Raw genomic sequence first — 22,544 nt, 5'->3', positions numbered from 1 at the left:
TCCTCCCATCGCTTTGATAATTACATTTTACCATATTTTATTCGTGCATTATATGACGAGCACAAAAAAACACTTCCCAAAAACTTATAGGAAGTGCTTTGTGTTAATTTTCTATTCCCCAACAGCGAATTTTAATTCCGCTTGAACGGCCACTTTACCGTTAACAGTTGCTACCGCGGTTCCAAATCCGATGGGTCCTTTTTGACGTACAATTTCGACGTTTAATTCCAAAGTATCCCCGGGTACCACTTTTTGTTTGAACTTACACTTATCAATTCCCGCAAAATAGGCAATTTTACCTTTGTTTTCTGGTACGGACAAAATAATGACGGCACCTGCCTGCGCTAGCGCTTCGACCATCAATACTCCAGGCATCACGTGTTCTTGTGGGAAATGTCCCATAAATTGCATCTCATTGGCGGACACGTTCTTAATCGCTTTACAGGAATGTCCTGGTTCCAATTCCACCACTTTATCAATCAATAAGAACGGATAACGATGGGGAATGATTTCTTGAATTTGATTACTATTTAATTCCATAATTTACCCCCGATATTTTTTAAAGACAATGGTGGCGTTGTGTCCACCAAAGCCAAGACTATTACTAATGGCAACATCTACCTCTTTGGTTATACCATAGCCAAGGGTATAATTCAAGTCGCATTCCTCTTTGTCAATTTCTTTACTATTAATCGTTGGTGGGACAAAGTCATCTTTGGTTGCCATCGCCGTAAAAATGGCTTCTACCGCGCCGCTTGCTCCAAGTAAATGCCCCGTCATACTTTTTGTAGACGACACATGTAATTGATACGCATGATCGCCAAAGGCTTTCTTAATCGCTTTGGTTTCCGTACGATCATTAAGCGGTGTACTGGTTCCATGGGCATTGATGTAATCGACATCCTCCATGTCTAATCCAGCATCCGAAATGGCAAGTTCCATACATTTACGAGCACCATCAGCTTCGGGGTCTGGTCCGGTAATATGATACGCATCACAGGTGGATCCATACCCGACGATTTCCGCATAGATATGAGCCCCTCGTGCAATGGCATGTTCATACTCTTCCAAGATCAAGGTGGCGGAACCTTCCCCCATGACAAACCCTTCCCGGTTTTTATCAAATGGAATACTTGCGTAGGAAGGATCATTACTGCGATTCAATGCTTGCATCACGTTGAATCCTCCTAAACCAAGAGGAATCATACTAGCTTCAGATCCACCAGCAACAATGATATCCAGATAACCATCACGGATGGCTCGGAAGGCATCGCCAATACCATTGGTAGCACTTGCACATGCGGTGACACTACTGGTTGCCATTCCATGAAGACCATAATCAATCGCAATTTGTCCTGCTGCTATATTGATAATCGAACCAGGTATAAAGAATGGACTAATTCGATCATACCCTCTGTTTTGAGCTTTATCTTCTTCACTGGCAATTGTTGCCAATCCACCAATTCCACTAGCGAAATAGACTCCACAACGATCACGATTTTCTTGTTCAAAATCAAGTTCAGAATCCGCAACGGCTTCTTTGGTGCTTACCATAGCGAGTTGAACAAACTTATCCATTCGTTTGGTAAATTTACGACCTAGTACCGCATCAAAATCAAAGTTCTTGATTTCACCACCAATTTTTATATCGTTGGTTGAGATATCAAATCCAGTAATAAAATCAATTCCGTTTGTCCCTTGTTTTGCATTTTCCCAGGTCGTTCTCCAATCATTCCCAAGTGGTGTGATTGCTCCCATACCTGTAACTACAACACGACGTTTCATTACAACATCCCCCCATTAACACTCAATACTTGTCCAGTAATATAACGTGCTTTCGAACTTGCTAAAAAGGCACATGCATAGGCTATATCCTGTGGTTTTCCAAATACTCCTAGTGGGATTTGAGCCATATAGGCTTTCTTAACGTCCTCAGGAAGCACCTCGGTCATTTTTGTTTCAATGAATCCAGGTGCAACCGCATTTACCGTGACTCCGCGTGGTCCAAATTCTTTCGCTAAACTCTTGGTTAACCCAATAATTCCAGCTTTACTAGCAACGTAGTTACTTTGACCCGCATTTCCCATAATTCCGACGACACTACTTATATTGATGATGGAACCACTGCGCTGTTTCGTCATCTTTCGGGCAACGCTTTTACACATGTTCCATGTTCCTTTTAAGTTGACATCAATAACTTGATCGAAGTCTTCTTCTTTCATGCGCATGATGAGATTATCGCGAGTAATACCACTATTATTCACCAATACATCAACTTGTCCAAACGTTTCTACTGCTGCTTGAACAATGGCTTCACAATCGGATAACTTGGTGACATCGCCATACACTTTTATCGCGTTTCCCCCAAGGTTTTTAATATGATGTACCGTATCATCGGCGGCTTCTTCGTTAAAGATGTAATTGACGACTACATTGGCTTTTTTACTACCGAAATGGAGTCCTATTTCACGTCCGATTCCCGTGTTTCCACCAGTAATAATTACGGTTTTATTGTTCATTGTTGTCGACCTCCTTGATTGTTTCTATTGTATGCTCTAATGATGCGACATCCTCTACATTTAAGATGGTAAGAGAACGATCAATTTTTTTGACAAAACTGCTCAATGTCTTCTTCGGACCAATCTCGATAAAGGTTGTTACATCATCGTTTATTAATTGTTCAATCATTTGATAAAAATAAACACTGCTTGTGATTTGTCGGACCATTGCATCTTCAAGTGATCCTTGATGATACGAACCATTGACATTCGTTAACAATGGTTTCGTAGGTTCTTTAAACGAATACTGTTGGATAAACTGTCCAAACTGAATCGCCGCTTCCTTCATCAAATCAGAATGAAACGGTCCACTGGTATTTAAGGGAATGACGCGTTTCGCACCGGCCTCTTTTGCAAGAGTGCTAACGGCTTCAACCGCCTCAACTTCCCCACTTATTACAAGTTGACCATATGTATTGTAGTTGGCGATAGTACAATAACCATCTACTTGTTTGATTGCGTCTAACAAAGGTTCTTTGTCCAATCCAAGAACGGCAGCCATACTACCCGAAACAGCAGCACTTGCTTCGTTCATGAATCGTCCACGAGCTTCTAATAAGTATAACCCTGTTTCAAAATCAAATACACCCGCATCGTATAATGCACCATACTCACCAAGCGATAATCCACATGTATGTGTTGATTTTAAGCCATTTTCATGCAATACCTTGTGGATGCTCGCATACAAAACAAACATTAATGGTTGGGTATATAACGTATCGTTTAATCGTTCTTCATCCTCAAATAGGATTGTCTTCACATCATAGCCAAGAGTATCACTAGCCTGTTGAAATAGCGCTTGTACCGAAGGGTACTGATCGTATAACTCACGTCCCATTCCTACATACTGTGAACCTTGACCAGAAAACATAAATGCAATGTTCATGGTATCACCTAATACGTAATCAGTGCGCCACCCCAGGTGAATCCTCCACCAAAGGCTACGGTTACAAATTGATCGCCTCGTTTTAAGTGACCTTTACGAATCGCTTCATCGATTGCCAGCGGTACACTTGCGGCGGATGTATTGCCATATTCATTGATATTGACATACATCTTGTCCATAGAGAAGTTTAAGTCACGCGCCGCCTTATCAATGATTCTCAAGTTGGCTTGATGCGCTACGATATAGTCCAAGTCATCAATTGACATCTTGTTCATCTCCAGCAGATCACGAACCATTTGTGGCATAATCCGTGTGGCAAATTTAAACACTTCACGACCGTTCATGTGAATGTGATCTTGTGTACTTTTTTCATTGGTATATGGATCTTTTAAATCCACATTATCACAAATAAGATAACTGTTGTCATCGCCATCGCTACCAGTAATTACTGTACGAATACTGTCGTAATCACTTGTCCCGATGACCATGGCTCCTGCAGCATCTCCAAACAGCACACATGTGTTTCGATCGGACCAATCGGTTAGACGTGTCAGTGTTTCAGCACCAACGATCAACGCATTGTGAAATGCGCCACTCTTAATCATTTTATCCGCGATTTGAAGTGCATATAAAAATCCGCTACATGCAGCATTGATATCAAATGCAGTAACGGTTTTTAAACCAAGCCGTTTTTGTAGTAGTTGTGCAATTCCCGGAAAATAATGATCTGGCGTAACCGTTGCTACGATGACCAAATCAATATCTTCTTTTGCCACGTGTGATGACTCTAGAGCTTCTAGTGCTGCTTGTTCTGCTAAATCAATGGTATATTCATCAGTAACGATATGTCGTTTTTCGATCCCGGTACGAGTCCGAATCCATTCATCATTTGTATCGACGATTTGTGCTAAATCATCATTGGTTAAAAACCGTTTGGGTACATAACTCCCCGTTCCTTTAATCTTTGTATAAATCATCGTGAAACGCCTCCTAAATTCTCGTAATTAAAGCGCTGGAAGAATCCCATATCGCGGTATTTTTTGATTCGCAAATCCCGTAAATCGATTGGTGGCAAATCCATCAACTGTTCCAATTCTTCAATAATTGCGAGTTTGGTATATTCATAGGTTACAACCGGATCAAAATGAGCACCACCGATAGGTTCGGCAATGATTCGATCAATAATTCCAAATTCCTCCAAGTCATAACTGGTTAATTTCATTACTTCTGCTGCCTTACTAGCTAATGTACTGTCCTTCCATAAAATACTGGCGTACCCCTCAGGTGATAGAATGGAGTAAATCGCATTTTCCAACATTAAGACGCGATTTGCGACGCCAAGAGCCAAGGCTCCTCCACTTCCACCTTCGCCAATAATCACGGCAATGATTGGTACGGTTAAACCAGACATCTCTAGTAGATTTCGTGCGATTGCTTCCCCTTGTCCACGTTCTTCAGCCCCGAGTCCAGGATATGCTCCTGGTGTATCGATAAATGTAATAATCGGTCGGCGAAACTTCTCTGCTTGTTTCATCAAACGGAGACTTTTCCGATACCCCTCAGGATGAGGCATTGCAAAATTTCGTTTAAGGTTCTCGTCTAAATTTTTACCTTTTTGTTGAGCGATAACCGTGACTGGGGTATTATTCAACATCGCAATTCCCGCAACAATACTTTCATCGTCACGATAGTTGTAATCACCGTGAAGTTCAATAAATTCGTCAAAGATAAAATGGATGAAGTCGAGTGATGTTGGCCGTTGCTGGTGTCGAGCTAATAGTACACGGTCCCATGCGGTTAAATCCGTCATCGCCTGACGTTTATATTTTTCCATTTCTTCTTTTATATTGCGTATCAAGGATGGATCATTCATCTCTTCAATTTTCGTTTCTAATTCGCGTAATTTACGCTCTTTTTCTAAGATATTCATCGTTAATACCTCCGATGCATCTTCAGTAATTGCGCAAGGGTATTGCGCATGTCTTTACGGTGAACAACTTTATCTACAAACCCTTTTTCCTGTAAGAATTCACTTCGTTGGAAACCTTCTGGTAAGGTTTGCTTGATTGTTTGTTCAATGACTCGTGGTCCGGCAAATCCAATCAATGCGCCGGGTTCCGCGAGTGTGATATCACCTAATGATGCAAAACTAGCGGTAACACCACCTGTTGTTGGATGAGTTAACACACTGATATACAAATAGCCATGATCACTGTGTTTTAATACCGCAGCACTTGTTTTTGCCATTTGCATAAGACTAAAGATTCCTTCTTGCATCCGAGCACCACCGGAAGCGGTAAAGATGATAATCGGTAGTTTTTTATAGATTGCATATTCAAAACTACGTGTGACCTTTTCACCAACAACACTACCCATGCTTCCCATAAGGAAGAAACTGTCCATAACACCAATCACGCAGGGTTGTCCATTGATTTTACAGTACCCATACATATACGCTTCATCGAGATCGGTTTTCGCTTGATACTGTTTGATTTTTTCATCATATCCCTCTTGGAATAACGGATTTAATGAAATGTATCCGAGACCCTTTTCAATAAACGTCCCCGGATCAACCGTCATCTTGATGCGGTCCACGGCACGCATCCGGAAATGCTCACCACAATGGGAACATATAAATTGTTCTTCTGCCATATGTTTTGTATTAACAGGTTCTTTACACTTACTACATTTTTCATATAATCCCTTAGGAACATCCAACGTGCTATTATAGTTGGTATGATGAAATGGTTTTGTACTACGTCGTTCTTGTTTTCGCTTTTCAAATGCTTTTATTAAATTATTCATGGTCATCATATCCTAACAATTGCTCCAAATGAGCAGCAATAAATCCTGTGTCCGTTTCTCCTTTGACAAAGCAATCCTCTTGGAGTATTTGCATGCAAAAAGCACGGTTATTATCCACACCATCAATGATGACTTCATCTAAGGATGCTCTCATTTTCATAATTGCATCCAGTCTGGTTTTTCCATGTACAATCAATTTCCCCATCATCGAATCATAATAGGGTGGAATTTGATATCCCGAATAGATAAAACTGTCAAACCGAACCCCATGGCCACTTGGTACATGGACAAGTGATATTGTCCCAGGACTAGGTCGGAAATTTTCTCGTGGATTTTCAGCATTGAGTCGAACTTCAATCGCATGACCTTTGAGTTCTACATCCTCTTGCGTAAACGATAATGCTTCACCACTTGCAATCCGAATTTGCTCTTGGATAATATCAACTCCAGTTACCATCTCGGTTACCGGGTGTTCCACTTGGATTCGCGTATTCATTTCAATAAAATAGAACTCATCTCCACTTACCAAAAACTCGATGGTTCCAGCATTCTCATAACCGACTTCTCGAGCAGCATTAATCGCTGCCTCAGCCATCTTGTTTCGAAGTTCATCCGAGATCAAGGATGGTGCTTCTTCAATGACTTTTTGATTTCGTCGTTGAATCGAACAATCCCGTTCACCCAAATGACACACATTGCCATATTTATCGGCAATAATTTGAAACTCGATATGACGTGGGTTTAGAATGAATTTCTCCATATACATCGTATCATCGCCAAAGGCAATTTTCGCTTCTGATTTCGCGGTTTCAAAGCTATTATCAAATTCTTCCTTGGTGTACGCAACACGCATACCGCGTCCGCCACCACCCGCACTGGCTTTAATCAATACCGGATAACCAATTTCATCCGCAAGTTGTCGTGCTTCAGCCAAACTGGCTACCGCACCATCACTTCCCGGAACAACGGGTACCCCTGCATCCATCATCATTTGCCGGGCTTTTGATTTATTACCCATATTGTGGATTGCTGAAGCTTTTGGTCCGATGAAACGAATTCCACATTCGATACAAAGCTCAGCAAACTTGGCATTTTCACTTAAAAACCCAAACCCTGGATGAATCGCTTCTGCTCCTGTAGAAATGGCAGCCGTTACAATATTCTCCATGTTTAGGTAGGATTCACTACTTTTATTTCCGCCGACACATACACTTTCATCAGCTAGTTGGACATGTAAACTATAGCGATCTGCTTGAGAGTAGATCGCTACGGTTTCGATACCCATCTGTTTACAAGCACGAATGATTCGAACCGCGATTTCACCACGGTTGGCAATCAGGATTTTTTGAAACATTATTCCTGAATTTCCATCACGACTTGACCGAACTCTACCATGGTCGCATCACTTACGTTTATTTTTACGACAGTTCCTGAAACAGGTGCTGCAATCTCATTCATCACTTTCATTGCTTCAACGATAAATAGTGTATCTCCCTTATTCACTTTTTGATTCACACGAACAAACGGACTTGCGTCTGGTGAAGGTGCTTGATAGAATGTTCCTACAAGCGGTGCTTTCACTAAGACATTGGTGTTTTCCTCAACTTCCGGTTGTACCTGTTCTGACGGGGTAGCTACCGGCGGAGTAGCTACGCCATTGTCAGAAACGGAAGGAGAACTAGAAAATATAGTTTGCGTTTTGTTCTTTTCTAATTTTATACTGAAATCCTTATCGGATATCTCTAACTTATCAATCTTGGAATCTTCGAACTCTTTGATAATGTTCTTGATCTGTCGTAGATCCATAGGTTAACCCTCCTAAAAACAAAAGAGTAAAGATTTTAACCTTTACTTTTGACTTTCGATATAATCAACTATTTGTTGTACGTTTTTTAATCCTTGAGCAACTTCATCGGATACGCTTAAATCAAATTCATCTTCAATTGCCATAATCAACTCTACAGCATCTAATGAATCCGCTCCTAAATCGTCATTCAAGTCTGCTTCTAATGTTACATCTTCCTTGTCTACACCTAACTCACTTACGATAATTTCTTGTAATTTTTCAAAAACCATCATTATTTCCTCCAATCTATAACAAAATTAGTTATATTGTATAAGAAATAATGATGGTTGTCAATTTATTTTGATGTTCAAACAATTGAATGGGTTTTCATATTTATCGACGCTCATACGTTACGTGTGAACGTATGCGCACATATGCATGTATGGCGATGAAAATCTTGATAAAATCGCCGATTAAATATACATAGAATCCGGCTAATACAAGCCAAATAGTTCCTTTTGTAACAAATGCAATATATGAGCCTCCAATCATATATAACAGCAGGCTAGAAATGACTAATACAAGGAATAAGTCAATATATGTCTTATTTAGAATCTTTACGTTTTTCATAATACTTACAAACATTGCAACAATTATGAAACCAAAAATGAATCCACCTCGAACACTGAGCAATATTCCCATACCTCCAGTAAATCCACTAAATATCGGTACACCGATCGCTCCTAGTAGTACGTACACCAACATACTAATCCCTGCATCTCGCGGATTTAGTATTAATCCTGCTAAGTAGACAAATAACGTTTGTAGAGTAATGGACGGCAAACTCCCCAGTGGAATCGCGATTCCTGCGGTTGCCCCCATCATTGACGGAAACAATGCAATCAGCAATAATTCTTTTACTCGATTATTCATACTGATTGGATAGACTCACTTCATTTGGCGTCAACGTAATGATTGTGTTATCATCTCGTTCAACAAGCAACTCACCAGCGGATGTAATGTCCTTCACTAGAACTTCTTGTCCATCAATATGGACATATTTATCGATCACATAGGAATATTCCTTATATCGTTGGGTAATGTCTTCATGGCTAGATGAAGCAAGCGCATTGAACGCATCAATAAAAGAACTTAGAACATCACGATAATCAACGAACCGACCGGTCTCAAGTAAAATGCTAGATGGGTGAAACTGGTACATATCCGTATTGCCAAAGGACACATTAACACCTAGACCAACGATGATATAGTTGTCGACTTTCTCGATTAACATACCGGCAATTTTATGTCGCTTGACGATGATATCATTGGGATATTTTATCATCGCATCAACATCAAATTGCTGTAGCATCTGAACCACGGCAATACTCGAACGCATCACCACTTCAAACGGCTGATATTCTTGAATGGTTGTGTCTAGTAAGAATGACGTGTGTAAGTTTCCATCCGTACTAACCCACGTTCGATCACGTCGACCACGACCCGCCGTTTGGATGCGAGCACACAGCATATCTCCATGTTTGTAATCACTGATGTGTTGTTTCATGAATGTGTTGGTTGAATCGATGGTTTGAAAAAAACAGACTTTATTTCCAATCATCATAAACCCTCCTTCAACAACGTATATATATTAAGTGTATCATATCTTATCCGCTACATGTTGTCAAACAGTATCATCGTAATAAAAAAACAAAAAGCCAGTTTCCTGGCTTTGATTTTTACATATGTCCGGCTTTCGCCTCTTTTACGTTTTTCTTTAGTTCGCGTTCGGCTTTGGCAAAGTCGACATTGCGTCGCTTGTTTTCCCGAATTCGTTCTTCACGAACCGTATTTAAATGATCTAAGGCACTATCTTTCGATAACCCTACATGAGCTTCTTGTGCAATAACATTAATAATATTGTTGTTGTGTTCCACGACACCATTTATGATAACGGTAAACAGTTCTTTGCCATCACGAACCATTTTAACATAGCCAATATCAACACTACTAATAATTGGAATATGGTCTTTCATGATTGCAAACTCACCATTCATTTTCGATGAAACAACAACGTACTCAATGTCTTCGTTATACAATTCACCATGTGGTGTGACTACACTAATTTTCATCGAATCACCCTACTTCATCGATTCGGCTTTTTTAATGACATCCTCAATGCTACCAACTAAACGGAAGGCATCTTCTGGTAGGTCATCGTATTTACCTTCTAAGATCTCTTTAAATCCTTTTACTGTTTGTTCTACTGGCACATACGTTCCTGGCTGTCCAGTGAACTGTTCGGCAACGTGGAAGTTTTGACTTAAGAACAAGCGGATACGACGTGCCCGATGAACAACTAACTTATCATCTTCACTCAATTCATCCATCCCGAGGATCGCGATAATATCTAGAAGTTCATTATAGCGCTGTATCGTCCGTTGCACTTCTCGTGCTACTTCATAATGTTCCTCACCAACAATCTCCGGAGCCAATGCTCGAGAGGTCGATGCAAGCGGATCCACCGCAGGATAAATTCCCTCTTCGGAAATCTTTCGACTTAGGTTTGTTGTGGCATCCAAGTGGGTAAACGTTGTCGCAGGCGCTGGATCAGTATAGTCATCGGCAGGTACATAGACGGCTTGAATCGAGGTGATTGAACCTTCTTTTGTCGTTGTAATCCGTTCCTGCAATTTTCCCATTTCTGTTGCCAACGTGGGTTGATATCCAACTGCTGAAGGCATTCGCCCCAACATCGCGGATACTTCACTACCCGCTTGAGTAAAACGGAAGATGTTGTCAATGAAGAACAATACGTCTTGATGTTCTTCGTCACGGAAGTGTTCCGCCAAGGTTAATCCGGTTAACCCGACACGCATCCGTGCTCCCGGTGGTTCATTCATCTGACCGAAGACCATGGCTGTTTTTTCAATAACGCCACTTTCGGTCATTTCATGATATAAGTCATTCCCTTCACGAGTCCGTTCACCAACACCAGCAAATACGGAGATTCCTCCGTGTTCTTGGGCAATGTTGTTGATTAACTCTTGGATTAATACCGTTTTCCCAACACCAGCACCACCAAAGAGACCGATTTTACCACCTTTAATATACGGGGCCAATAAATCGACGACTTTGATTCCAGTTTCGAGAATTTCTACTTCACTACTGATGTCTTCCAATTTGGGTGCAGGACGATGAATGGGATTACGTGGTACGTCTTTACCCAACGCTTCTTTTCCATCAATTTCCTCCCCTAAGACGTTAAAAATACGACCTAAGGTTTTCGTTCCAACTGGAACCGTAATCGGTGCATTTGTATCGACAACGTCCATACCGCGAACAACTCCATCCGTACCATCCATTGCAATCGTACGAACAACGTTGTTTCCTAGGTGCAGTGAGACTTCTAAGGTTAAATGAATCCCAACACCGTTATTATCTTTTGGGTCGACATGAATGGTTAATGCATGATTGATTTCGGGCAATTTGTCATCAAATTGAACGTCCACAACCGGACCCATTACTTGAACGATTTTTCCTTTGTTCATAAGTTCCTCCTTAGTTCACCGCATTGGCGCCGCCAATGATATCGGTTAACTCCATAGTAATTGCGGCTTGACGTGCACGATTGTAATGCAACTGCAAGGTCTTAATAATATCCTCCGCATTGTCCGTTGCGCTTTTCATCGCGGTCATCCGCGCTGCATGTTCACTAGCTTTACCATCCAAAATGATTCCATAAAGCATATTTTCAACATACATCGGTAGTACATGATTTATGATTGCTTTGGGACTGGGTTCATAGTTATAAATGAGCGCAATCTCCGGTAATTCCTCTTCGTCTTCTTGATGATAACCATTTACAATCGGTAGTAGTTGATACTCCTCGACTTGCTGTGAAATCGTGTTGATAAAGTGATTGTAGAAGACGACGATTTTATCAATTTCGCCTCGTAAAAAAGACTTCATGAAATTGGTTGAGACCTCTTTGAAATCAATGAACTGGACATCATCACGAACATGAATGGCATGATCGTTCAACAATGGGTAGTTCATTCGTTTCGCATGACTCATGGCTTTGTAACCAATCGGTGCCACAACAAATTCATCTGCTGAAGTATGATTCTCTTTTACATAGGCATCAAATGCTTTAAAGATACTTGAATTATAAGGTCCCGCGAGACCACGATCGGATGAAACAATGATGTAACATACTTTGTCGATGTCTCTCTCCACCAACATTGGGTGGCTGACATCGTCTTGTTCCAGTAGGTTATCAATCATTTGTCGGAGACGATGCATTAATGGACGAAAATCCTTAATTGCTCTCTCCGCTTTTTTGAGTTTCGATGCCGATACCATGTGCATCGCTTTCGTAATTTGTGCGGTTTTCTTGGTCGCATTAATACGGGATCTTATTTCTCTCATTGTTGCCATATTAACACCACCTTATACAAATACTTTTTTGAACCTTGTAATAACGTCTTTCAGTTGTTCTGTGTCCGGTAATCCTTTGGATGTCCGAATTTCATCAAGGAGGGCATCTCCTTGTTTATCACGTTTAAAATAATCGTGCAACTCTGCTTCAAATCGTAAAATGTCTTCGACTTTCACGTCATCTAAGAACCCGTTGATTAGGCTAAAGATACTAATGACTTGGAGTTCAACGTCCATCGTTTTATGCAATCCTTGTTTGAGGATTTCAACGGTACGTTTTCCTCGTTCTAATCGTGCTTTCGTCGCGTCATCTAAGTCACTACCAAATTGGGTAAATGCTTCTAGTTCACGATACGCAGCAAGATCGAGACGCAGTGTACCAGATACTTTTTTAATCGCCTTAATTTGCGCACTTCCTCCAACTCGGCTAACCGATAATCCAGCGTTGATTGCTGGTCGGACACCACTGTGGAACAAATCGCTTTGTAAGAAAATTTGGCCATCGGTAATACTGATGACATTGGTTGGAATATAGGCACTAATGTCACCAGCTTGGGTTTCGATGATTGGTAACGCAGTAATGCTTCCGCCACCAAGGTCATCGTTCAATTTCGCAGCCCGTTCTAATAATCTACTGTGCAAGTAGAATACATCTCCAGGGAATGCTTCACGTCCTGGGGGACGACGAAGTAATAACGACAACTCACGATACGCAATTGCATGCTTTGTTAAATCATCGTATACAACAAGAACATCTTTTCCATCAAACATAAACTCTTCCCCAATGGTAACACCCGCGTACGGAGCAAGATAGAGTAATGGTGACGGTTGTGAAGCACTGGCATTTACGATAATCGAATAATCCATTGCTCCATGTTGTTTTAATGTTTCATATACATTGGCAACGGTACTCTCTTTCTGACCGATGGCAACGTAGATACAAATAACATCTTTTCCTTTTTGGTTGATGATGGTATCGATCGTAATCGATGTTTTACCGGTTTGGCGATCACCAATGATCAATTCGCGTTGTCCCCGTCCAATCGGAACCAATGCATCTAATACTTTAAGACCGGTTTGTAATGGTTCATTCACGCTTTTACGACTCATTACACCCGTTGCTTTTTGCTCCAACGGTCTCGTTTTTTTGCTCGCAATTGGCCCACGTCCATCCAAGGGTAATCCGAGCGGATTGATGACGCGTCCAATCATATCTTTTCCAACCGGAACCTCTAAAATACGACCGGTTGTTTTTACCGTGTCGCCTTCTTTAATTTCGGTACTCTCATCAAGCAAAATGGCACCGACATGATCGGTCTCCAAGTTCAACACCATACCAAACACGTCATTCGGGAACTCTAGGAGTTCTCCACTCATCGCTTTATCCAAGCCATGAACTAAGGCAATTCCGTCCCCAACAGTAATAACCGTTCCGACGTTTTCGGTTTTGGTTTGTTTTTCATATTTCTTGATTTGCTCCTTGATTAAGGAACTAATCTCAACCGGGTTGATTTTACTCATATTTCCACCTCGTTATTTCGATAAATCGTTTTGTAAAGAATGCAGGTAATTGTTAATCGTTTGATCAAGGACATGTCCTTCATACTCAATCCGAACCCCACCGATGATCGATGGATCGACAACATTCTCTAACGTAACGGTTCGTTGATGCTTTTTACCGATGCTGGTTTGTAAGTTTTCCAACTCGGTTTTGGTTAATGCTACTCTGGAATACACCGTCGCATACATTACCTTATGTTGATTGTTAATAATCGTTTGTAATTCGCGATACACATCGTCCAGTAAATCGACACGGTTGTTGTCGATCAAGACGTATAGGAAATGGATGAACAAGGGATGTTCAATCGCATTCTTTAGAACCTCTTTTTTCTCACTTTTCTTAATCTTTGGATGATTCAAAAAGATGTGAATATCCGAATCTTGAGCTTCTAAAAATCCGTCATAGACCTCTTGTAACGAATCGAGTTGTTTCGATTCCAATGCCAAAGAAAACAGTGCTTCTGCATACTGAAAAGCCACGTAACTCATTAATTTGAAACCTCTTTGGTTACGTGTTGTAGTATATCTTTATGTTTCTTTGGATCCAACTCTTTTTCAATGATTTTCTCAGCCATCAACGTTGCAACACTAACGATTTCATTATTGATATCGGTTCGTGCGCGTTCGACCTCATTTTCGATTTCTTCTTGGGCATTTTCAAGCAAGCGTTCGGCTTCTTGTTTCGCTGTCGAAACAATCGTTTTACGCTCTTGTTCTCCGCGTTCTTTGGCTTCGTCATAAATGCCTTTGGCACTTTGACGAATTTCATGCAACTCAGCATCCGCTTGTTCTTTTAACTTTGCGGCTTCATCACTTGCGGTTTTCGCTTTCGTAAACTCTTCATTCATCGCTTCTTTACGTTTCTCTAAGAAATCCGTAACGTGATTCCAAAAGAAGAATTTAACCACCAAAAAGAGGACGATGGTTGAGGCAATCTGTATCACCATTTCGATGGGGTTTACCCCCAGGGAACTGTTTACAAACTCCTCTATCGCTTGAGCAACATTCTCCATGATGCCAGCCTCCTTTAATTCGTAGTACTATGCAACAAAAATTAATAATATTGCAACGATTAGTCCGTATAGACCAGTGGTTTCCGCAATCGCTTGTCCGGTAATCATCAATGATTGAATCCGACTAGCTGCTTCAGGTTGACGACCAAGTGCTTCTACAGCTTTCCCTGCAGCATACCCTTGTCCAATACCAGGACCAAATCCAGTTAATACTGCAATACCAGCACCAATGAATGCCATTCCATTTGCGAAAAATTCATTAAATACTACTTCCATTTATAGTTCCTCCTTAATTAATGTACTCTGTTATATATGAACTGCTTGCGCAGACCATTACTCCTCTACTGCTAAACTCATAAAGATGGTGAATAGCATGAAATACACATAGGCTTGAATCGCTCCAAAGAACACATCAAACACAGCGTGAATGAAGGCTCCAACACCCAAACCAATCGTTTGGAATATGGCAAATCCAATTCCGTTCAAAATTAAAATATCAATCGCATCAAAGATAAACATCGCCAGTTCATAACTACCGCGGAAGATAATTAATCCGATAATACTACCACTGAGTAGGTTCCCAAACAAACGAAGTCCCATCGCCAGTGGGGTTGATATCTCACCAATCAAATTTAATGGATTGAGCATACTCTTTGCTCGTTTAAAGGGATTGGTTACCGTATATCCAACCAGCTGAATACTACCAAACGCAAAGACACTAAACGACAAGGCCACCATAATATTCGACAAAGGGGCAGTCAGTCCAAATAAACTAACGGTATTGGCAAACAACAAGAATATGAGAATCGTCATCGTTAATGGAGCATACGGTTTCCAGTTCTTATGAAACACATTTTTAACCATGTCATTTACCATTTCAACAAACATGACGGCAATCAACGTAATCCCATGGGGAACATCTGTTGCCTGTAATTTTTTAACCCGTAAACCAATCAAAGACAAAGCAATGATCAGTACCGTTGTTATGATCAATGAAGATTTCACTCCAGGTGCTAAATTTACATAAAAATCAATCACTCTGTCCCACCTCGTTTCTCTAAGAATAATGCGATATATATACTCACTTTAAACGTCAACAATCCAATCGCCGTTGCCACGATAATCAAGGTATCGGATAATCCAACAGCAACGAGAATAATGGCATAAAAAAGGTAGCGAAAGATATAATTGCGAACCACCCGCTTTGAAGCATCCTTCGCTTGCTCATCTAAAATCTTTTTGGTCGTCTTATACATCATACTCATCATCATTAACGATGTCGCGCTTCCAAGGACAAAGGAATACGCCCACATATCAGAGACCACAAAATACAACAAAACCGCTACAACTCCAGTTACGACCCACGTAATTGGAAAGGCTTTGATGAATGCATTACTATTGTCGTTCATCCTCATCACCTTGTTTGTTTACGACAGTAATCAAATGATAAATCGAGTAAAACACTGCAACAATCATCAATACTACCGTAAACACAAATCCTGTATTGAGCCATAGATCCAAATAATATCCAACGAGATACCCAAGACCAATGATCACTAATGTTTCAAAGACAAATCCACTGACAAGCGCCAGTACATTCCATTGCTTATTATTATTGTGTTCGTCCATTATTTGGTTCCAAATAAACGATCGCCACAATCTCCTAACCCTGGCACTATATAACCAACGTCATTTAACTTCTCATCCATCGCAGCTAAATAAATATCCACATCCGGATGATCGGCATTCAATCGTTCCACACCTTCGGGACATCCGACTAAACCAACATAACGAATGTCTTTGGCACCACGTTTTTTCACTGCTGTTATCGCAGCACTCGCACTACCCCCAGTCGCTAACATCGGATCGACAACCAAGACCGTCCCATCCACGATTTCATTGGGAAACTTCGCATAATATTCATGCGGTTCCAATGTCTCTTCATCGCGATACATTCCCACATGCCCCACTTTGGCGGTGGGAATAATCATTTGGATTCCATCGACCATACCTAGTCCAGCACGTAAAATCGGAACGATGATAACATCTTTTGCCAACTGACGGGTTATCGTTTTTGTAATCGGGGTTTCCACTTCCACTTCTTTGGTTGGTAAATCACGGGTAATTTCATAAGTGATCAACCCTCCAATTTCATTTACGTTTTCCCGGAAACTTTTGGTATTGGTGTTTTTGTCCCGAATGATTGTCATCTTGTGATCAATCAACGGATGATTTAGAATGGTTACTTTTGCCATAGGGTCCTCCTAGTATTGATCTATTTTTTGAACACGTCGTTCGTGTCGTTCTTCATGTGAAAACGCTGTATCAACCCATACCTTTACAATCTCTAGTGCCAGTCCTGGTCCTACCACTCGACCACCCATGGTTAATACATTCGAATCGTTATGCAGTCTCGTCGCCTTAGCGGTGAATACATCATGAACAAGTGCGGCACGAACGCCTTGTACTTTGTTCGCCATAATACTCATACCAACACCGGTACCACATACTAAAATACCACGTTCAAAGGTATGATCCCGAACCCCTTCGGCTACTTTAATCGCGTGGTCGTTATAATCGGTACTAGTAAATGAATGGGTGCCCATGTCGGTAACGTCATGACCTTCATTGATTAAAAATGCTTTAATTTCCTCTTTGAGAGCAAATCCTCCATGATCCGCACCAACTGCTATTTTCATCTCATCACTTCCCACTTAAATTATGACTCTTTGCTATAACAATTATAACAAAACTTTGCAAGAAAACAACCTATAATTAAATAAATATGATAAATATTATATATAATTTATTATTTAAACCAATTCCCCTTTTTGACGTAATAACAACGACAACTTTTGTCATAATTTTTCTCTCTTATTGCTCTACATATGGTATAATTCTGCATGGAGGTGATACGATGTTTAAAACATTCGCAGGCTATTATCGCAATCATATGTTTCTATTCGTTGGCGATACCATTGCCGCATTGGCAATGAGTGGAATCAACTTGTTTTTCCCCGATGTTTTAGGCCGCTTTGTCGATGATTTCATCGTCAACAAGGACATCTCCACCATGTATCTCTACGGTATCATTCTTGCGATTTTATACATCATTCGCATGGGTTGTAACTATTTCGTCAATTATTACGGTCATGTCATGGGTACCCGAATTGAACGAGACATGCGCATCGATTTGTTTGAAAAGATTCAAACCTTAGATTCCGACTATTTCGACGATCACAAAACCGGAAGCATTATGACCCATATCGTCGGTCATTTACGCGATATCTCGGAAATGGCCCACCATACACCGGAAAACGTCATTGTATCTACCATTATGTTGATTGGTAGTTTTATTATTTTATTCAAAATCCACGTGTTCTTCACGATTGTTATTTTTGTATTATTGCTGTTATTAATTTTGTTCAGCGCCTACCGCCGTGACAAAATGATGAACGCTTCCCGTAAGACACGGGCTACCCATGAAGAAATCAATAGTGAAGTCGAGAATTCCATTGGTGGCATTCGTTTAACCAAAGCCTTCACAAACGAAGACTTCGAAATCAAAAAATTCCAACGTGTAACGCACTTATATCAGGAATCTTTCGGTGAATTCTATAAGCAAATGGGTATCTTCAGTAGTGGAACAAACGTCATTATTGATCTTCTCTATGTCGTGGTATTGGTCTATGGAGGAATCCTCGTAAGTCAAGGTGAAATCACCTTGGGTGACTACACCCGGTTCTTCTTCTACTTAACATTCTTAATTCAACCAATACGAACCTTAATTTCCACCATCGAGCAAGTTCAAAAAGGCTGGAGTGGATACGAGAAATTCTATCACATCTTAAACATCCAACCAAAAATTACATCTCCCAAAAACCCACTCTATCTCGATCAACCAGAAGGAACCATCGAGTTTCGCAATGTAACCTTCCAATACGAAAGTTCACGAAGTGATGTCTTGCACAATTTTAACGTCACGATTCAACCCGGTAAAAAAGTCGCCCTCGTTGGGGAAACTGGCGTCGGGAAAAGCACCATATCAAAATTAATCCCACGCTTTTATGACGTCAACGAAGGTGAAATTTTCGTCGACGGACACAACGTCAAAGACTATGACATATACTCATTGCGTTCACATATCGGTCACGTACAACAAGATGTCTACATTTTCTACGGATCTATCCAAGACAACATCCTATATGGAAATCCAACAGCCACCTATGACGACGTCATCGAAGCCGCCAAAAAAGCAAACATCCATGACTTCATCATGACCCTTGATGACGGCTATAAAACCTTGGTCGGCGAACGCGGTGTCAAATTATCTGGTGGTCAAAAACAACGCGTCAGTATTGCCCGTGTATTTCTCAAGAACCCACCGATTCTTATTCTCGATGAAGCAACAAGTAGCTTGGATAATATCACTGAAAAAATGATTCAACGAGCGCTTGACAATCTCTCAGTCGGACGCACGACATTGGTGATTGCCCACCGATTATCCACCATTTCCAATGCCGATGAAATCCTCGTCTTGACCGAAGACGGTGTCAAGGAACGCGGTACCCATAAAGAGCTGATTGCCAATAATGGCTACTATGCGCAACTATATCGCGCATCGATTGAAATCTAAACGACACCAGCTAAGTGTCGTTTTTTTTTACAAAATAATTGACAAATTAATCATTTATGAATACAATTTTGCTATCAAGAATAGTTGAAGGAGAAACGTTATGATAAAACGGGGTTTATATGACCTGTTGGGAAAGACCATTGAACACAAGAAATTCGGTCTTTGTGAGGTCCTTGAAGTTGTACAACCGGATGAAGGTAAATTCATTGGTAAAATCGTGGATACAAACGAAACCAAAAAATTCGTTTTTTCCACGCAATTCTTTAATAATATCAATGATTTTGAAACCGTTAATGTGAAAGTAGCCAAAAAAGCTACTCCTTCTCGCGTTCACAAAAAAGTTGATTTGGATAAATACCGCAATCACCCCTTGGTGAAAAAAATAGATCAACAAGAAGGCGGCTATCGTACTCGTCACTTATACGAGGAACCAGAAACCGATCAAGTGGATGACAACGAACCGGAAACCGATGACAATGAAGATTAAAAAAATACTACAAAAATTGTAGTATTTTTTTTATAAATTCAATTGCATTTGTTGTTCTAAAATATCTCGAACCGGTTTATAGGTTTTCCGATGAATCGGCGTAACTCCGTATGTTGTTAACGCTTTGAGATGTTGCTTGGTTGGATATCCTTTATGTCGCTCGAATCCGTAATTGGGATATACATTACTCATGTCTACCATGTATTGATCGCGTTCAACTTTAGCCAAAATACTTGCGGCAGCAATGGTGGCACTTTTACTATCCCCTTTGATGATCGATTCAACACGGATGGATAATGAAGGTAACGGCATCGCATCGGACAGGACAACATCTGGGGCAATCGATAAGGTATCCAGTGCCATCAACATCGCTTTCCGGGAGGCTTGATAGATGTTGATTTCGTCAATTTCCTCTGGTGTTACATACGCAACAGCGTATGACAATGCCCGTGATTTTATTGCAAGAGCTAATGCATTTCGTTTCGCTTCTGATAATTTTTTCGAATCATTTAGTCCCTCAATATGATCCCGAGGATTTAAGATCACTGCGGCAGCTACCACCGGTCCAGCAAGTGGTCCCCGTCCAACTTCATCACATCCGGCAATGAACTGATATCCTTGGTCGAGATACACGGTTTCATACTGATACAAGTTCTTCCACCCGGTCCAACGTAATTTTACCCAAGCGTCCATGACGAAGGTCATGTAAAACAATGTCACAGACTCGATCATAATCAATCTCACGACCTGGTAACAAACACCCTCGTTTCAGACCGATATCATCAAATAACTGGACGATATTATCGATATCGACATCCACATCGTACCGTTCTTCCAACCGACCTTTGTAGTAGCGATTCAGATACCTAAATCCGGCAATAGTCACATCATCCTTGGGTAAGATTTGATCCTTGATCGCACCGGTTAAAGCCAGTTTAACGGCGATCTCTTCGTCATCAAATTTGGGCCATAGTATTCCCGGTGTATCCAATAATTCAAAATCCGTACCAACACGTATATATTGTGTTTGTCTCGTGACACCAGGCCGATCACTAACAACCAGTTTTTTCTTACCAGCAAGGGTATTAATCAATGTCGATTTACCTACATTGGGAATACCCAATATCATCGTTCGCAGTGGTCGTTCTTTACGTCCTCGTTGTTTCTCTTTTTCAATCACATCTTGTAGCAAGGATTTTATAAGCGGTAGGATTTGATGAACTCCGCGATTCTTCGCAGCATCAATCCTGAGGGAAGGAATCCCTTGATCCTGATACATTTCTATCCACTTTTGCAGTTCTGCAGTATCCGCTAAATCCGCCTTGTTAAAGAGGATTACTCGTGGTGTTGAACCAATCATGTCACCAACGCTTGGATTCTGCGACGAAAAAGGGATTCGTGCATCAACTAACTCGAGCACAACATCCACCAATTTTACTTTTTCCTTGATTTCCCGTTTTGTTTTTGCCATATGGCCGGGATACCATTGTATTTGTTTCATATCATCACTCCTAGTTGAGGAGATTGTAATCTTTAAACGATAAAATCACTTTCCCAAACAAATCCTCATAGGGAACCACACCAAACTCACGAGAATCTCGAGAGTACCCACTAATTTCACCAACAACTGCTTTTCCATCACGATTATCGCCAAGGACAAAGTACGAATTGTCCGTCACTGTAAACTCACAAGTATCAATGTCATCACTGTTGTAACAATACGTTTTTACCGTATCTTGGTCAATAAATGTTTGTGGTAGTAATTCACCATCGATATAGACCTCATTATTATCAATCAACACCGTCTCACCAGGAAGTCCGATAATCCGTTTGATTAAGTAGGGATCTTGGTATTCTTCGACATACAGTATCACCACATCATAGCGTTCATACGAGACGTTAAAATGCGTGAATATAACGGCTTCATTGTCGTGATAATTCGGTTCCATACTGGACCCACTAATTGGCGAAAACGATATAAAAAACATATTTGCTAACGTGAATAAAACCATCAATGTGGGAATCACGCTGAGGAAATCAAGCACATCATTTGTTCGTTTGAACAAACGGTACAACTGTTTTTTATGAAGTTCTTCTTGTTTCGTTTGAACAACAAGACTTAGGGCGAAAATAGACGTAACAAATGCGACGATTATGAGGAGTAAAAAGATATCCGCATTCACTGGATTAAAAACAAAGTTGTGATCCAATTGACGCAATACAAAATAGAGTACTGTCATGCCAATGATAAACGGTGCACGACGCAGTAAAGACGAGCGTGCGCTCGTCGTTTGCAATGTGTAATTTTCAATCTGGTCAATTGATTCTTCTTCATCCAATGTAGGAATCATATCCTCTTCATCATGCATGTTA

General features: G+C 40.7%; 29 protein-coding genes. 2 read left to right on the top strand and 27 right to left on the bottom strand.

Annotated features, from left to right (window positions below; translation table 11 throughout):
• Positions 1–111: 111 nt before the first annotated feature.
• The 24 genes from fabZ to rpiB form a co-directional block, all read right to left on the bottom strand.
• Positions 112–540 carry a 3-hydroxyacyl-ACP dehydratase FabZ gene (gene fabZ, locus G4Z02_RS06615; RefSeq protein WP_258877234.1) on the bottom strand — a complete coding sequence of 143 codons (429 nt, stop codon included), beginning with the start codon at positions 538–540 and terminating at the stop codon, positions 112–114.
• A gap of 3 nt (positions 541–543) precedes the next feature.
• Positions 544–1,785 carry a beta-ketoacyl-ACP synthase II gene (gene fabF / locus G4Z02_RS06610; protein ID WP_258877233.1) on the bottom strand — a complete coding sequence of 414 codons (1,242 nt, stop codon included), beginning with the start codon at positions 1,783–1,785 and terminating at the stop codon, positions 544–546.
• A complete protein-coding gene (gene fabG, locus G4Z02_RS06605) occupies positions 1,785–2,519 on the bottom strand; it encodes a 3-oxoacyl-[acyl-carrier-protein] reductase (RefSeq protein WP_258877232.1) in 735 nt (244 codons plus the stop codon). The genes fabF and fabG overlap by 1 nt, the downstream gene beginning before the upstream one ends.
• Positions 2,509–3,444 carry an ACP S-malonyltransferase gene (gene fabD, locus G4Z02_RS06600; RefSeq protein WP_258877231.1) on the bottom strand — a complete coding sequence of 312 codons (936 nt, stop codon included), beginning with the start codon at positions 3,442–3,444 and terminating at the stop codon, positions 2,509–2,511. The genes fabG and fabD overlap by 11 nt, the downstream gene beginning before the upstream one ends.
• Before the next feature lie 8 nt (positions 3,445–3,452).
• On the bottom strand, positions 3,453–4,421 hold the full coding sequence (locus G4Z02_RS06595; RefSeq protein WP_258877230.1) for a beta-ketoacyl-ACP synthase III: 969 nt from the start codon (positions 4,419–4,421) through the stop codon (positions 3,453–3,455).
• On the bottom strand, positions 4,418–5,374 hold the full coding sequence (locus G4Z02_RS06590) for an acetyl-CoA carboxylase carboxyltransferase subunit alpha (RefSeq protein WP_258877229.1): 957 nt from the start codon (positions 5,372–5,374) through the stop codon (positions 4,418–4,420). The genes G4Z02_RS06595 and G4Z02_RS06590 overlap by 4 nt, the downstream gene beginning before the upstream one ends.
• Before the next feature lie 2 nt (positions 5,375–5,376).
• Positions 5,377–6,249: an acetyl-CoA carboxylase, carboxyltransferase subunit beta gene (accD, locus tag G4Z02_RS06585; RefSeq protein ID WP_258877228.1), complete on the bottom strand. Its 873-nt coding sequence runs from the start codon at positions 6,247–6,249 to the stop codon at positions 5,377–5,379.
• Positions 6,242–7,603, bottom strand: a complete 1,362-nt coding sequence (gene accC / locus G4Z02_RS06580; protein ID WP_258877227.1) for an acetyl-CoA carboxylase biotin carboxylase subunit — start codon at positions 7,601–7,603, stop codon at positions 6,242–6,244. Before accC ends, accD begins: the two co-directional genes overlap by 8 nt.
• A complete protein-coding gene (accB, locus tag G4Z02_RS06575; protein WP_258877226.1) occupies positions 7,603–8,055 on the bottom strand; it encodes an acetyl-CoA carboxylase biotin carboxyl carrier protein in 453 nt (150 codons plus the stop codon). The genes accC and accB overlap by 1 nt, the downstream gene beginning before the upstream one ends.
• A 42-nt stretch (positions 8,056–8,097) precedes the next feature.
• The gene (gene acpP, locus G4Z02_RS06570; RefSeq protein ID WP_258878709.1) at positions 8,098–8,325 is read right to left on the bottom strand and encodes an acyl carrier protein; all 228 of its coding nucleotides are present in this window, start codon (positions 8,323–8,325) and stop codon (positions 8,098–8,100) included.
• Between the two features lie 103 nt (positions 8,326–8,428).
• Complete coding sequence (locus tag G4Z02_RS06565; protein WP_258877225.1) at positions 8,429–8,968, bottom strand: biotin transporter BioY; 540 nt, start codon at positions 8,966–8,968, stop codon at positions 8,429–8,431.
• On the bottom strand, positions 8,961–9,659 hold the full coding sequence (locus G4Z02_RS06560; RefSeq protein ID WP_258877224.1) for a biotin--[acetyl-CoA-carboxylase] ligase: 699 nt from the start codon (positions 9,657–9,659) through the stop codon (positions 8,961–8,963). Before G4Z02_RS06560 ends, G4Z02_RS06565 begins: the two co-directional genes overlap by 8 nt.
• A gap of 115 nt (positions 9,660–9,774) precedes the next feature.
• Complete coding sequence (gene atpC / locus G4Z02_RS06555; RefSeq protein ID WP_258877223.1) at positions 9,775–10,167, bottom strand: ATP synthase F1 subunit epsilon; 393 nt, start codon at positions 10,165–10,167, stop codon at positions 9,775–9,777.
• Between the two features lie 9 nt (positions 10,168–10,176).
• Positions 10,177–11,586 carry a F0F1 ATP synthase subunit beta gene (gene atpD / locus G4Z02_RS06550; RefSeq protein ID WP_258877222.1) on the bottom strand — a complete coding sequence of 470 codons (1,410 nt, stop codon included), beginning with the start codon at positions 11,584–11,586 and terminating at the stop codon, positions 10,177–10,179.
• A gap of 10 nt (positions 11,587–11,596) precedes the next feature.
• Positions 11,597–12,475, bottom strand: a complete 879-nt coding sequence (atpG, locus tag G4Z02_RS06545; protein ID WP_258877221.1) for an ATP synthase F1 subunit gamma — start codon at positions 12,473–12,475, stop codon at positions 11,597–11,599.
• A gap of 12 nt (positions 12,476–12,487) precedes the next feature.
• Positions 12,488–13,996, bottom strand: a complete 1,509-nt coding sequence (atpA, locus tag G4Z02_RS06540) for a F0F1 ATP synthase subunit alpha (RefSeq protein ID WP_258877220.1) — start codon at positions 13,994–13,996, stop codon at positions 12,488–12,490.
• A 12-nt stretch (positions 13,997–14,008) separates the two neighbouring features.
• Entirely contained in the window at positions 14,009–14,524 is a 516-nt protein-coding gene (atpH, locus tag G4Z02_RS06535; protein ID WP_258877219.1) for an ATP synthase F1 subunit delta, read from the bottom strand.
• Entirely contained in the window at positions 14,524–15,048 is a 525-nt protein-coding gene (atpF, locus tag G4Z02_RS06530; protein ID WP_258877218.1) for a F0F1 ATP synthase subunit B, read from the bottom strand. The genes atpH and atpF overlap by 1 nt, the downstream gene beginning before the upstream one ends.
• Before the next feature lie 27 nt (positions 15,049–15,075).
• On the bottom strand, positions 15,076–15,324 hold the full coding sequence (gene atpE, locus G4Z02_RS06525; RefSeq protein WP_258877217.1) for an ATP synthase F0 subunit C: 249 nt from the start codon (positions 15,322–15,324) through the stop codon (positions 15,076–15,078).
• Positions 15,325–15,381: 57 nt separating this feature from the next.
• On the bottom strand, positions 15,382–16,086 hold the full coding sequence (locus tag G4Z02_RS06520; RefSeq protein WP_258877216.1) for a F0F1 ATP synthase subunit A: 705 nt from the start codon (positions 16,084–16,086) through the stop codon (positions 15,382–15,384).
• Positions 16,083–16,457, bottom strand: coding sequence for an ATP synthase subunit I (locus G4Z02_RS06515; RefSeq protein ID WP_258877215.1), 375 nt, complete (start codon positions 16,455–16,457; stop codon positions 16,083–16,085). The genes G4Z02_RS06520 and G4Z02_RS06515 overlap by 4 nt, the downstream gene beginning before the upstream one ends.
• Entirely contained in the window at positions 16,444–16,677 is a 234-nt protein-coding gene (locus tag G4Z02_RS06510) for an AtpZ/AtpI family protein (RefSeq protein WP_258877214.1), read from the bottom strand. Before G4Z02_RS06510 ends, G4Z02_RS06515 begins: the two co-directional genes overlap by 14 nt.
• Positions 16,677–17,303 carry a uracil phosphoribosyltransferase gene (gene upp, locus G4Z02_RS06505; RefSeq protein ID WP_258877213.1) on the bottom strand — a complete coding sequence of 209 codons (627 nt, stop codon included), beginning with the start codon at positions 17,301–17,303 and terminating at the stop codon, positions 16,677–16,679. Before upp ends, G4Z02_RS06510 begins: the two co-directional genes overlap by 1 nt.
• 9 nt (positions 17,304–17,312) lie before the next feature.
• Positions 17,313–17,747, bottom strand: a complete 435-nt coding sequence (gene rpiB / locus G4Z02_RS06500; RefSeq protein WP_258877212.1) for a ribose 5-phosphate isomerase B — start codon at positions 17,745–17,747, stop codon at positions 17,313–17,315.
• Between the two features lie 218 nt (positions 17,748–17,965).
• Here rpiB and G4Z02_RS06495 point away from each other — a divergent pair, with 218 nt between their 5' ends.
• Positions 17,966–19,684, top strand: coding sequence for an ABC transporter ATP-binding protein (locus tag G4Z02_RS06495; RefSeq protein WP_258877211.1), 1,719 nt, complete (start codon positions 17,966–17,968; stop codon positions 19,682–19,684).
• A gap of 100 nt (positions 19,685–19,784) precedes the next feature.
• Positions 19,785–20,171, top strand: a complete 387-nt coding sequence (locus G4Z02_RS06490) for a hypothetical protein (protein ID WP_258877210.1) — start codon at positions 19,785–19,787, stop codon at positions 20,169–20,171.
• 30 nt (positions 20,172–20,201) lie between these two features.
• Here the strand turns inward: G4Z02_RS06490 and G4Z02_RS06485 are convergent, their stop codons facing one another.
• Genes G4Z02_RS06485 through lepB form a run of 3 tightly spaced genes read right to left on the bottom strand, consistent with a single transcriptional unit; the run spans position 20,202 to position 22,540 of the window.
• Complete coding sequence (locus G4Z02_RS06485; protein WP_258877209.1) at positions 20,202–20,822, bottom strand: ribonuclease HII; 621 nt, start codon at positions 20,820–20,822, stop codon at positions 20,202–20,204.
• On the bottom strand, positions 20,809–21,672 hold the full coding sequence (gene ylqF / locus G4Z02_RS06480; protein WP_258877208.1) for a ribosome biogenesis GTPase YlqF: 864 nt from the start codon (positions 21,670–21,672) through the stop codon (positions 20,809–20,811). The genes G4Z02_RS06485 and ylqF overlap by 14 nt, the downstream gene beginning before the upstream one ends.
• A 10-nt stretch (positions 21,673–21,682) precedes the next feature.
• Entirely contained in the window at positions 21,683–22,540 is an 858-nt protein-coding gene (lepB, locus tag G4Z02_RS06475; protein ID WP_258877207.1) for a signal peptidase I, read from the bottom strand.
• Positions 22,541–22,544 lie beyond the last annotated feature (4 nt).

This window comes from Candidatus Xianfuyuplasma coldseepsis, assembly GCF_014023125.1.
GTDB classification, from domain to species: Bacteria; Bacillota_I; Bacilli_A; order Izemoplasmatales; family Izemoplasmataceae; genus Xianfuyuplasma; species Xianfuyuplasma coldseepsis.
The sequence above is the reverse complement of the archived record's forward strand: the minus strand, read 5'-3'. Positions and strand labels throughout refer to the sequence as shown.